This is a genomic window from Pseudoalteromonas sp. APM04 (assembly GCF_022809815.1).
GTDB lineage: Bacteria > Pseudomonadota > Gammaproteobacteria > Enterobacterales > Alteromonadaceae > Pseudoalteromonas > Pseudoalteromonas marina.
This window is the reverse complement of the sequence record NZ_CP094441.1, coordinates 3293585-3306373: the sequence shown is the minus strand read 5'-3', so window position 1 is coordinate 3306373 and position 12789 is coordinate 3293585. Positions and strand designations below refer to the sequence as shown.

Genomic DNA, 12789 nt, shown 5'->3' with positions numbered 1-12789 from the left:
CTGTCGAAAGACACAAAACTTTTTAATTGAAGAGTTTGATCATGGCTCAGATTGAACGCTGGCGGCAGGCCTAACACATGCAAGTCGAGCGGTAACAGAAAGTAGCTTGCTACTTTGCTGACGAGCGGCGGACGGGTGAGTAATGCTTGGGAACATGCCTTGAGGTGGGGGACAACAGTTGGAAACGACTGCTAATACCGCATAATGTCTACGGACCAAAGGGGGCTTCGGCTCTCGCCTTTAGATTGGCCCAAGTGGGATTAGCTAGTTGGTGAGGTAATGGCTCACCAAGGCAACGATCCCTAGCTGGTTTGAGAGGATGATCAGCCACACTGGAACTGAGACACGGTCCAGACTCCTACGGGAGGCAGCAGTGGGGAATATTGCACAATGGGCGAAAGCCTGATGCAGCCATGCCGCGTGTGTGAAGAAGGCCTTCGGGTTGTAAAGCACTTTCAGTCAGGAGGAAAGGGTGTGAGTTAATACCTCATATCTGTGACGTTACTGACAGAAGAAGCACCGGCTAACTCCGTGCCAGCAGCCGCGGTAATACGGAGGGTGCGAGCGTTAATCGGAATTACTGGGCGTAAAGCGTACGCAGGCGGTTTGTTAAGCGAGATGTGAAAGCCCCGGGCTCAACCTGGGAACTGCATTTCGAACTGGCAAACTAGAGTGTGATAGAGGGTGGTAGAATTTCAGGTGTAGCGGTGAAATGCGTAGAGATCTGAAGGAATACCGATGGCGAAGGCAGCCACCTGGGTCAACACTGACGCTCATGTACGAAAGCGTGGGGAGCAAACGGGATTAGATACCCCGGTAGTCCACGCCGTAAACGATGTCTACTAGAAGCTCGGAACCTCGGTTCTGTTTTTCAAAGCTAACGCATTAAGTAGACCGCCTGGGGAGTACGGCCGCAAGGTTAAAACTCAAATGAATTGACGGGGGCCCGCACAAGCGGTGGAGCATGTGGTTTAATTCGATGCAACGCGAAGAACCTTACCTACACTTGACATACAGAGAACTTTCTAGAGATAGATTGGTGCCTTCGGGAACTCTGATACAGGTGCTGCATGGCTGTCGTCAGCTCGTGTTGTGAGATGTTGGGTTAAGTCCCGCAACGAGCGCAACCCCTATCCTTAGTTGCTAGCAGGTAATGCTGAGAACTCTAAGGAGACTGCCGGTGATAAACCGGAGGAAGGTGGGGACGACGTCAAGTCATCATGGCCCTTACGTGTAGGGCTACACACGTGCTACAATGGCGCATACAGAGTGCTGCGAACCTGCGAAGGTAAGCGAATCACTTAAAGTGCGTCGTAGTCCGGATTGGAGTCTGCAACTCGACTCCATGAAGTCGGAATCGCTAGTAATCGCGTATCAGAATGACGCGGTGAATACGTTCCCGGGCCTTGTACACACCGCCCGTCACACCATGGGAGTGGGTTGCTCCAGAAGTAGATAGTCTAACCCTCGGGAGGACGTTTACCACGGAGTGATTCATGACTGGGGTGAAGTCGTAACAAGGTAGCCCTAGGGGAACCTGGGGCTGGATCACCTCCTTATACGATTTAGAACTTATTTGTTCGTAGTGTCCACACAGATGATTGTTAATTAGTTAAGCCACTGGCTTAGTTAATTAATATGCTCTTTAAAAATTTGGAAAAGCTGATAATAAAATTCGTATGAATAACATTGTTATTTGTACAGAGTTTTCAAAAGTAAAAAAGAATGATAGCAGTATCATTCAGTGCCATTTAATCACTCTTTGAGTTGATTGATTGGTATCTACTTTAGTATTCAATATTAACTTCTGGCGAAGTTAAACTGTCACAAAACAAAGACCCGTTTGGGTTGTATGGTTAAGTGACTAAGCGTACACGGTGGATGCCTTGGCAGTTGGAGGCGATGAAGGACGTATTAACTTGCGATAAGCCTAGTCAAGCTAGTAAAAAGCACTTGAGACTAGGATTTCCGAATGGGGAAACCCACCTGCTTGCAGGTATCGTTAACTGAATACATAGGTTAACGAGGCGAACGCGGAGAACTGAAACATCTAAGTACCCGTAGGAAAAGAAATCAACCGAGATTCCGAAAGTAGCGGCGAGCGAAATCGGAACAGCCCTTAAGCTTATTATGTGTTAATGGAAGGCTCTGGAAAGTGCCACGATACAGGGTGATAGTCCCGTACATGAAAAGACATTTTAAGTGAAATCGAGTAGGTCGGAGCACGTGAAACTTTGACTGAATATAGGTGGACCATCATCTAAGGCTAAATACTCCCAACTGACCGATAGTGAACCAGTACCGTGAGGGAAAGGCGAAAAGAACCCCTGTGAGGGGAGTGAAATAGAACCTGAAACCGTGTACGTACAAGCAGTAGGAGCAGACTTGTTCTGTGACTGCGTACCTTTTGTATAATGGGTCAGCGACTTATATTTTGTAGCGAGGTTAACCGATTAGGGTAGCCGTAGGGAAACCGAGTCTTAACTGGGCGAATAGTTGCAAGGTATAGACCCGAAACCCGGTGATCTAGCCATGGGCAGGTTGAAGGTTGAGTAACATCAACTGGAGGACCGAACCCACTAACGTTGAAAAGTTAGGGGATGACCTGTGGCTAGGAGTGAAAGGCTAATCAAACCGGGAGATAGCTGGTTCTCCCCGAAATCTATTTAGGTAGAGCCTCGGACGAATACTTACGGGGGTAGAGCACTGTTAAGGCTAGGGGGTCATCCCGACTTACCAACCCTTTGCAAACTCCGAATACCGTAAAGTAATATCCGGGAGACACACGGCGGGTGCTAACGTCCGTCGTGAAGAGGGAAACAACCCAGACCGCCAGCTAAGGTCCCAAAGTCATAGTTAAGTGGGAAACGATGTGGAAAGGCCCAGACAGCCAGGAGGTTGGCTTAGAAGCAGCCATCCTTTAAAGAAAGCGTAATAGCTCACTGGTCGAGTCGGTCTGCGCGGAAGATGTAACGGGGCTAAACTATGCACCGAAGCTGCGGATTCATACTTTGTATGAGTGGTAGGGGAGCGTTCTGTAAGCGGTTGAAGGTGTACCGGGAGGTATGCTGGACGTATCAGAAGTGCGAATGCTGACATGAGTAACGATAATGCGGGTGAAAAACCCGCACGCCGGAAGACCAAGGGTTCCTATCCCATGTTAATCAGGGTAGGGTAAGTCGACCCCTAAGGCGAGGCCGAAAGGCGTAGTCGATGGGAAACGGATTAATATTTCCGTACTTGGTATAATTGCGATGGGGGGACGGAGAAGGCTAAGCAAGCATGGCGATGGTTGTCCATGTGAAAGTGAGTAGGGCGTTTGTTTAGGTAAATCCGGACGAACATTAAACCTGAGACACGAGACGAGTCACTACGGTGATGAAGTTGCTGATGCCATACTTCCAGGAAAAGCCTCTAAGCTTCAGATTATACCGAATCGTACCCCAAACCGACACAGGTGGTCAGGTAGAGAATACTAAGGCGCTTGAGAGAACTCGGGTGAAGGAACTAGGCAAAATCGTACCGTAACTTCGGGAGAAGGTACGCTCCTATCTGTGATGAGACTTGCTCTCTAAGCGGACGGGAGCCGCAGTGACCAGGTGGCTGGGACTGTTTATTAAAAACACAGCACTGTGCAAAATCGCAAGATGACGTATACGGTGTGACACCTGCCCGGTGCCGGAAGGTTAATTGATGGGGTTATCTTCGGAGAAGCTCTTGATCGAAGCCCCGGTAAACGGCGGCCGTAACTATAACGGTCCTAAGGTAGCGAAATTCCTTGTCGGGTAAGTTCCGACCTGCACGAATGGTGTAACCATGGCCACGCTGTCTCCACCCGAGACTCAGTGAAATTGAAATCGCAGTGAAGATGCTGTGTACCCGCGGCTAGACGGAAAGACCCCGTGAACCTTTACTACAGCTTGGCACTGAACATTGAACCTACATGTGTAGGATAGGTGGGAGACTTTGAAGATGAGACGCTAGTCTTGTTGGAGTCGTCCTTGAAATACCACCCTTGTAGTTTTGATGTTCTAACGTTGGCCCCTGAATCGGGGTTACGGACAGTGCCTGGTGGGTAGTTTGACTGGGGCGGTCTCCTCCCAAAGAGTAACGGAGGAGCACGAAGGTTGGCTAAGTACGGTCGGACATCGTACGGTTAGTGTAATGGTAGAAGCCAGCTTAACTGCGAGACAGACACGTCGAGCAGGTACGAAAGTAGGTCATAGTGATCCGGTGGTTCTGAATGGAAGGGCCATCGCTCAACGGATAAAAGGTACTCCGGGGATAACAGGCTGATACCGCCCAAGAGTTCATATCGACGGCGGTGTTTGGCACCTCGATGTCGGCTCATCACATCCTGGGGCTGAAGTCGGTCCCAAGGGTATGGCTGTTCGCCATTTAAAGTGGTACGCGAGCTGGGTTTAGAACGTCGTGAGACAGTTCGGTCCCTATCTGCCGTGGGCGTTTGAGAATTGAGAGGGGTTGCTCCTAGTACGAGAGGACCGGAGTGAACGAACCGCTGGTGTTCGGGTTGTCATGCCAATGGCATTGCCCGGTAGCTACGTTCGGAACTGATAAGCGCTGAAAGCATCTAAGCGCGAAGCAGGCCTCGAGATGAGTTCTCACTAGACTTTTAAAGTCTCTGAAGGGCCGTTGAAGACTACAACGTTGATAGGCAAGATGTGGAAGTGGTGTGAGCCATTAAGCTAACTTGTACTAATTACCCGTGAGGCTTAACCATACAACGCCAAACGCGTTTTGTGTGACAGTTAAGACAGAAGTTAATAACTAAAGTAGATATTACTGACAGAAAGACTTAAAAAATATTATCAGATATTTTCCAAATTCAGTTAGTGCGTAGAAATACGGATTAACGCCCAAATTTGCTTGGTGACAATAGCGTTTTGGACCCACCTGACTCCATGCCGAACTCAGTAGTGAAACGAAACAGCGCCGATGATAGTGTAGCATTTGCTATGTGAAAGTAGGACATTACCAGGCTTCAAATTGTAGAAAGCCGCTTCAGAAATGAAGCGGCTTTTTTACGTCCACAGAAAAGTAATATTTAACATTTTCTTCTCTAAAGCGTAGCGTCTCCTGAGCAAAGCGTCTCTTTGTGAACAGTGTTTTGGTTATTCAATACACTGGCCTATGTTAGATAACATTTCACTGTGACTCTTCACCGCTGTGGGCACCATGACATTACCAAGCCTCAAATAAGAGAAATCCGTTGCAGCAATGTGACGGGTTTCTTTCTGTCTGGGATTTAGTAAATGGCCAAACTATACCGAACTTTTAGTACATGCTTACATAATAATTGAATGGTCGCCTAGGCTATTTTAATTATCTGAATCGCCCCGTGTTTGCCAGAGACTCAATAACTTGAGAAACTGGAACTATGAAAAAATCAAATCGCTATACATCAGAATTTCGTGAACGTGCAATTAGGCTTGTTACCACACAACAGCATGAATACCCTTCTCTTTGGGCTGCGCTAGTATCGATTTCAGATAAACTGGGATGTACCCCAGAAACACTTAGAGCATGGGTCAAGAAATCTCAAGCTCAACCGTCTAAACCCTCTTCTAATACGCAATCAACTGAAGAACGCCTTGCCGTCTTAGAGCGCGAGAATAAAGAGCTCAAGCGAACGAATGATATCCTGAGGCAAGCTGCCGCTTTTTTCGCCCAAGCGGAGCTCGACCGCAAACAGAAGTAATAGTGGATTTTATTGATGCTTGCAGAGAGCATTACGGTGTCGAGTCAATTTGCAAGGAATTGCCGATTGCACCATCAACGTATTATTCTCATAAACAGATACAAAGAGAGCCTGAGCGACTGTCTAACCGCAAAAAGCGTGATGCTGAGCTGATAATACTCATTCGCGAAGTGTGGGAGGATAATATGTCAGTTTATGGTGCAAGAAAAATATGGAAGCAGCTACAGCTTGACGACCATCAAGTCGCCCGCTGTACAGTCGAACGATTGATGCGAGTTATGGGAATTCAAGGTGTTCGTCGGGGTAAAGCACATAAGACAACGATACCTGACGAGCAACAAGATAAGCCACTTGATTTAGTTAATCGTCAATTTACTGCTGAGCAGCCAAATCAACTTTGGGTAGCTGACATCACCTATGTTGCCACATGGAGTGGGTTTGTTTATGTCGCTTTCGTGATAGATGTTTTTTCACGATACATTGTAGGTTGGCGTGTATCAACGACAATGCACACAGAGCTTATTCTTGATGCGTTAGAGCAAGCTATTTGGCATCGTGGCAACCCCGAAGGGTTAATTCACCACAGCGACAGAGGCAGCCAATATTTGTCTATACGATACACTGAGCGACTTGCTGAAGCTGGAATTCAAGCGTCTGTAGGCAGTGTGGGTGACTCTTATGACAATGCATTGGCTGAAACAATAAATGGATTATTTAAAACAGAGATTATTCGCAGAAATGGCCCGTGGAAGAATGTTGATGCTGTTGAATACGCAACGTTAGAGTGGGTCAATTGGTTTAATAATCAACGCTTATTATCTTCAATTGGGTATATTTCACCAGCTCAATATGAAACAGACTACTATGATAATTTAAACGAGTCAGGTAAAGTGGCCTGACTTAAACAAACTGGTCTCCGATGAACTCGGGGCGATTCAATCAATATTTTCTATATAGTCTTTTAACTGTATTCACTATTATCAAAATGATCCTTTCCAATTAAACTAACTTCATAAAATATTTACTTAGTATAAGTTTTGGAGAAAAACATGGCTCATCAAATTATCAAAGATTTACACAATCGTTATACTGCTAAGCAATATGATTCATCAAAACGTATTTCTGATGAAGATATTGAAGTAATTAAAGAGGCTATTCGCTTGTCAGCTTCTTCAATTAACTCGCAACCTTGGAAGTTTATTTTGGTTGAAAGTGAAGAAGGTAAACAACGCTTACACGATACATTTGCTAACAAACACCAGTTTAATCAGCATCATGCTAAAGAAGCATCGCATACATTATTACTTGCTTATGATCCTAAGTTTACGAAAGAAAAATTTTCTAAGCGTGTTGATGTAGAAGTCAGCTCTGGTCATTTACCAGCAGATATGCGTGATAACTTTATGGGTGCATATGCGTTCGCTGAAATGAACACAGATGAGAATGGTTACAACGGTAGTTGGACTAAAGCGCAGGTTTACTTAGCACTTGGTAACGTGCTGCATACATTAGCGCGATTGAACATAGCGTCGACTCCAATGGAAGGCGTTGACCCAGAGCTAATTAGTGAGAAGTTTAATGCTGAACTTGACGGTCATATTTGTGAAGTTGCACTAGCAATGGGTTACCCTAATACCGACGAAGACTGGAACCATGGTTTGCCAAAGGCGCGTTTAGCGGTAGAAGATATTATAACAACCGTATAGCATAAAAAACTTTATTAAAAAGCCGAGGCTATCTCGGCTTTTTTGTGTCTAAAATAAGCCATACGCTTCCGTATTTTCAGTTTCTACCTGTAGTTCAGTCGGCTTAAATATGGAACTTGGATCGATAAGCACACTATGATTTTCTGCCATTTTTATTAAGCCTCGCATCATACCTTTAGTTTGTGGGTCTATATCAAAGCCTATATCAGTTAGCTTATCTAATGGTTTTATATCTTCTTTTTTATAATCTAGGCTGTCTTCAACTTTATCGACCAGCAACCCCACATGAGGGTTTATACCGTCTTTCGTTGTGAATACAATAATTGGTTTGTAATCCAAAGTTATTTGCTCTTGTGCTGATTCAAACAGTCTCTCTAACTGAGCAAGACTGCTACGTTTTATCTTACTAAGTAAATAGCTTACCTGTTTATGTTCACCTTGCCTGTGAGCAGTTACAGCTTGTCTAGCTTGTTCTAGTAATAATTCAAAAGGCTCATTAAAGCGTGAGATAGTAAGCTTCAAATCAGGGTTGTCTGTATTGAACTCCTGGAAAAAAACAATAAAGTCTTGAAGCTCAGTTTCATTAATAACTAATTTTTCTGATTGATTTAAGAGGTTTGTTTCGAGTGTATTAAACCATTTGGTTTGTTTTTCTTGCCAGGATCTTAGCTGTTTTAAAATATGTTTGTTGCTTTGCTCTGTTGATATATTATTTAAGATAATTCCTAAATCGAAAACTGGCGTAGGGATATCCATATAATCTTTAACACCAATAAAGCTTTTGTTGTTGTTTGGTAGTGTTGTGAGATTATTATCAAAGCGCTCGGTTAATAAGATATCAAGTATTTTCAGTGAAATGGTTTTGCAGCCCACTTTAAAGTTTATTAATTCCATGCCTTTATCTTAATTTACCCATTAATGTATTAAGAATAGAACAAATCTACCAAATAGCTTAAGTAACTGTGGTAATTAATCATTGTATTAAGGGGGTGAGTTATTTGATGGCTTTAGCTAGTTTTAACACTGCTTGTTTAAAGCATGTTTCAAGCTCTTTTTTGCCTTGTATATTTAATTGCTCAATGACGTTTGCATCGCTTTCATTTTGCAAAATTAAGCTAATTAATAGTTGCTTATCACTTTGCGTTAAACAATTAACAACAGAGGGTGCCAGAGTTACAACTTGCCAAATAGTAGCTGTAATACTAAATCGAGAAAAGTGATTATTAAGTTGTCGTATTAAACGTTTTTTGATGTCTGAACTGATAGGTCTATCTGTAAACGAGGAAAAAAGTACATTTACAAGCTGCCAATCAAGGTGTTTAAAGTGTGTGAGTAAAGCATAAAATATATCGGTTTGAAATTCAGCTTTTAATAGTTTCAGTGTACCCGTATTGTTGTTTAAACATTTCACAACGAGTGCTGAATGCTCGCCAGTGCTTTTATCTTTTTGATAACCCAGCTTTATAGTGCTAAACCCTTGGCTTTGCCAAAATTTTAATAGCTCAGCCGTAGCGCCAAAACTAGCACCAAACCAATGGCACTCATTACTTACTCTTGATTCGCAAAAACTCAGTAGGGCTTTACCTACTCCTTGACTGTGAAGATTAGGGGCAACAGCAATTCTTACTACTCGAGCAGAGAGTTGGGTAAGGCACTGGGGATCACTGCTTAGCTGCGAGAGAGTTTGTGCCATTAGGTGCCCTTGTGGGCGGCGTTCACCTTTAAGCACCTGCTCAGTTAGCTCGAGGGGTAACCCGCCTTCTATTGTAACTAAACACACCCCCACTAAGTGATTATGTGTTTGGGTTATGAACAATCGTTGTGAGGGTGCATCAAGTAGTTGGCGTAAATCGTTAACGCTACTTTGGTAATGTGCTAAGGCAAGTAATGCAATAACCTGCTCAAGTAACAGCTCGTCATTTGTGAGTTGTTGCTGAGTAATTTCACTGTGGACTAGGTTATTTAAGCCATTACTTTGTATTTCTTCGTACTGTGCTTCGAGTGCGAGCAAAGTGCGTATATGGCGCTCTAGCGGGTCGGCTTTTGCAAACCTTAACGGTTCATCAAGTGTGATAATATTAGCGGCTTTATACTTTGCTTTAATGTACTGACTAAACCTAATTGTATAGCCTCTACCATTACCCTCATAACCTACTAAAGTACTTGCAAATACAATGCGCGGATACTGTTTTAGCATTTTTAATAACAGAGGAACAGGAATGGCAGCCGCCTCGTCAACAAGTAATAAATCACACTCTGGCAACGAGTCTAATAATGAATCTGGAGCAATATACTGCAAATTAGCAAGTTGCTTACTTTTACCATCGAAGGGTATGTTTAACTCATTACTTAAATGTTTAAAGCTGCTATGAGTGGCTTTAAATTGTGTACTGCAAAGTAGTATTTTTTTATCGATAAGCTTGGCGGCAGCAAGTCCAAGCGCTGCTGATTTACCACGACCTCTGTCGGCATTAATGAGTAAAGGGCGATTGGCGCGACCATGAGCCACTTTAATTATATTTTCTACACAATGCTGTTGCGGTTCAAAATCTATTTTATTGGCAGAGCTTTCTCTGCTGATATTACCTGTACAGCCATGTAATTCACTAAAGTGATAAGCGGGTAACGATTGCACAACGCGGGCAATGCGTTCATTAAAAAAGCTATAGCTTACTTTATACCCGTGAGACTGCACTGTGCTTAGCGCAGGATCTGGCCAAGTTGAAAGTTCGCTTAGCTCTGGTAGCAGTAAATATAAAATACCGCCTGCTTTTACAGTGCCTGCAATAGCTGCTAATTTATCAGGGTGCAAGCCACTAAAGCCATCATATACGGCGTGTGAATATTCTTGCCCTAAAATTTGATGAGTACGATTAGGCCACTGCGCGTTATTTAATGTGCTATTTTTAGAAACGACGAGTGTGTTTTCAGTTTGAAGTAATTCACCTAACAGCTCGTAGCACCAAACAGTACTGCCAGTAATAAGCACTAGTTGGCGATGATTAGCGCCAACCAGTGTTTTTTCTAGTGAGTTTATGTGAGCTTTATACAGCTTGTAATCGTGCATAAGCCGTTACTAGCCATTTACTGCCAAGGTCGTCAAAGTTTACCTGTACACGCGATTGTGCACCGCTACCTTCATAGTTAAGTACCGTGCCAATACCAAACTTAGCATGCAGTACACGTTGACCTAAGTTAAAGCCGCTGTCTTCAAAGGCGGCATGGCTTACCGATGCACTAAAGCGACCTGCTGCCGGTGGTCGCGAAACTTGCGTTTTAATACGAATTTCTTCTACGCAGTCTTCAGGGATTTCGCGTAAGAAACGTGAAGGACTATGGTATTTCTCTTGTCCATAAAGGCGGCGGCTTTCGGCGTGGCTAATGTATAGTTTATCCATTGCACGGGTCATGCCTACATAACAAAGGCGACGTTCTTCTTCCAAACGGCCAGACTCTTCATTACTTTGCTGCGAAGGGAACATGCCTTCTTCAACGCCCACCATAAACACAAGCGGGAACTCTAAGCCTTTAGCTGAGTGAAGCGTCATCATTTGTACCGCGTCTTCGTGCTCATCGGCTTGGCCTTCACCAGATTCAAGCGAGGTATAGGCTAAAAAGCCTTGTAGTGGTGAGCTAAACTCTTCTTCTTCAGGGAGTTCGTACTGATCGCAGGCACTTATAAGCTCTTCTAAGTTTTCTACGCGGGCACGGCCTTTTTCGCCTTTTTCAGCTTGGTACATAGCCATAAGGCCAGAGGTTTGAATTGTATATTTAGCTTGTTCTTGTAAAGTAAGATCGCTAATTTTGTCTTCAATGTGCTCAACAAGTTCTACAAACTTTGTTACAGCGCCAGCTGCTCGGCCTGATAAGTGCTGTTGTTCAACAATAGCTTTAGCTGCGTACCAAAGCGGAAGTGACTCAGCACGAGCGCAATCACGTATATGACTTAATGTTTTATCGCCAATACCGCGAGCAGGAGTATTAATAACGCGCTCAAATGCGGCATCGTCTTGGCGATTACCTACTAAGCGTAAGTACGATAGCGCATCTTTAATTTCTTGACGCTCGAAGAATCGCATACCACCGTAAATGCGATATTTTAAGCCTTCTTGCAGCATGGCTTCCTCGAGTACACGAGATTGCGCGTTACTACGGTATAAAATAGCGGCGTCTTGCAACGCGTTACCAGCATTTAACCAACTACGTAATTTGCTACTCACAAAGCGGGCTTCGTCTAGCTCGTTAAAGGCGGCATAAATTGATATAGGCTCGCCTTCGTTACCATCGGTCCATAAGCTTTTTCCCATACGCTCGGAATTATTTTTTATAAGCGCATTAGATGCTTTAAGAATAGTTGCGGTTGAACGGTAGTTTTGTTCAAGGCGAATAGTTTCAGCATCAAAGTCAGTTAAAAAACGTTTTATGTTTTCTATTTTAGCGCCGCGCCAGCCGTAAATACTTTGGTCGTCGTCGCCAACAATCATTATGCTGCTTGTGTCGCCGGCAAGTAACTTTAACCATGCGTACTGAATGGTATTAGTATCTTGAAACTCGTCTACTAGCATGTGGGCAAAGCGCTGTTGGTAGTGGCGAAGTAACGTCGGGTTATTTTTTAATACTTCATAGCTGCGTAGCAGTATTTCAGCAAAATCGACCAAACCAGCCCTGTCACACGCTTCCTGGTAGGCGGCATATACACGCAGCATCATTTGCTCGTTTATATCATAAGCTTGAATATCTTTAGGGCGAAGTGCTTCGTCTTTTTTAGCGCTTATGTACCAACCAAACTGTTTTGCAGGCCACTTTTTATCATCAATATTCATTGATTTTAATAAGCGCTTGATCATACGAAGTTGGTCATCAGAATCTAAAATTTGAAAGGCTTCTGGTAAGTTAGCTTCACGGTGATGAGCGCGTAAAATACGGTGTGATAAGCCATGGAAAGTACCAATCCACATCCCGCCAACCGGTGCTTTTAAGGTTTCTTCAACGCGGGTACGCATTTCTTTAGCTGCTTTATTGGTAAAAGTTACCGCAAAAATACTATAAGCTGATGCTTGTTCAACTTGCATAAGCCACGCGATACGATGAACTAACACTCGTGTTTTACCAGACCCAGCACCGGCCAACACCAGCATGTTTTGTAATGGGGCTGCAACGGCATCGCGTTGTTTGTCATTTAAGCCGTCGAGTAATTCTGAAACGTCCATCGTTACGCCTTTTTAATCAATATTGAGGGCAGTATAACAGGTGTTTTTGTTAGGCTAAATAAAATACTGTTTTTATGAACAGCTATTATAAAAATAACCTCTAAAACCAATCAGCTGGATAGTTTTTGGCGTGGATAAGTGACTAAAATTAATA

The 12789-nt window shown here is 43.8% G+C and carries 5 protein-coding genes, 3 rRNA genes and 1 other annotated feature; of the genes, 5 read left to right on the top strand and 3 right to left on the bottom strand.

The features are described from left to right. The first annotated feature begins 23 nt into the window (after nucleotides 1-23). From MTP24_RS15290 to MTP24_RS15270, 5 genes are all read left to right on the top strand, one after another. Nucleotides 24-1559: ribosomal RNA gene (locus tag MTP24_RS15290) — 16S ribosomal RNA — on the top strand. Nucleotides 1560-1854: 295 nt separating this feature from the next. Next, nucleotides 1855-4741, top strand: a 23S ribosomal RNA gene (locus MTP24_RS15285). Nucleotides 4742-4886: 145 nt separating this feature from the next. Continuing rightward, nucleotides 4887-5001 (top strand): 5S ribosomal RNA (rrf, locus tag MTP24_RS15280). Together the 16S, 23S and 5S rRNA genes form the textbook arrangement of a ribosomal RNA operon. Nucleotides 5002-5398: 397 nt before the next feature. Continuing rightward, a protein-coding gene (locus tag MTP24_RS15275) for an IS3 family transposase (RefSeq protein WP_223230517.1) occupies nucleotides 5399-6618 on the top strand; the annotation gives its coding sequence in 2 pieces (ribosomal slippage) (nucleotides 5399-5687 and nucleotides 5687-6618; 1221 coding nt in all). Then, nucleotides 5677-5793 (top strand) — a sequence feature (AL1L pseudoknot). Its footprint overlaps the gene before it by 117 nt. Before the next feature lie 150 nt (nucleotides 6619-6768). Next, complete coding sequence (locus tag MTP24_RS15270) at nucleotides 6769-7425, top strand: nitroreductase family protein (RefSeq protein WP_243532018.1); 657 nt, start codon at nucleotides 6769-6771, stop codon at nucleotides 7423-7425. Nucleotides 7426-7473: 48 nt separating this feature from the next. Here MTP24_RS15270 and MTP24_RS15265 read toward each other — a convergent pair whose 3' ends face one another. From MTP24_RS15265 to uvrD, 3 genes are all read right to left on the bottom strand, one after another. Further along, nucleotides 7474-8319, bottom strand: coding sequence for a chemotaxis protein (locus MTP24_RS15265; protein WP_243532016.1), 846 nt, complete (start codon nucleotides 8317-8319; stop codon nucleotides 7474-7476). A gap of 100 nt (nucleotides 8320-8419) precedes the next feature. Then, complete coding sequence (locus tag MTP24_RS15260; protein WP_243532014.1) at nucleotides 8420-10492, bottom strand: GNAT family N-acetyltransferase; 2073 nt, start codon at nucleotides 10490-10492, stop codon at nucleotides 8420-8422. Further along, nucleotides 10470-12635, bottom strand: coding sequence for a DNA helicase II (gene uvrD, locus MTP24_RS15255; protein ID WP_006791383.1), 2166 nt, complete (start codon nucleotides 12633-12635; stop codon nucleotides 10470-10472). The genes MTP24_RS15260 and uvrD overlap by 23 nt, the downstream gene beginning before the upstream one ends. Nucleotides 12636-12789: the final 154 nt, after the last annotated feature.

Bases quoted from the DNA above. Each gene is read 5' to 3' on its own strand.
- MTP24_RS15260 (WP_243532014.1), bottom strand. From the start codon at position 10,492: ATGCACGATTACAAGCTGTATAAAGCTCACATAAACTCACTAGAAAAA.
- MTP24_RS15265 (WP_243532016.1), bottom strand. From the start codon at position 8,319: ATGGAATTAATAAACTTTAAAGTGGGCTGCAAAACCATTTCACTGAAA.
- MTP24_RS15270 (WP_243532018.1), top strand. From the start codon at position 6,769: ATGGCTCATCAAATTATCAAAGATTTACACAATCGTTATACTGCTAAG.
- uvrD (WP_006791383.1), bottom strand. From the start codon at position 12,635: ATGGACGTTTCAGAATTACTCGACGGCTTAAATGACAAACAACGCGAT.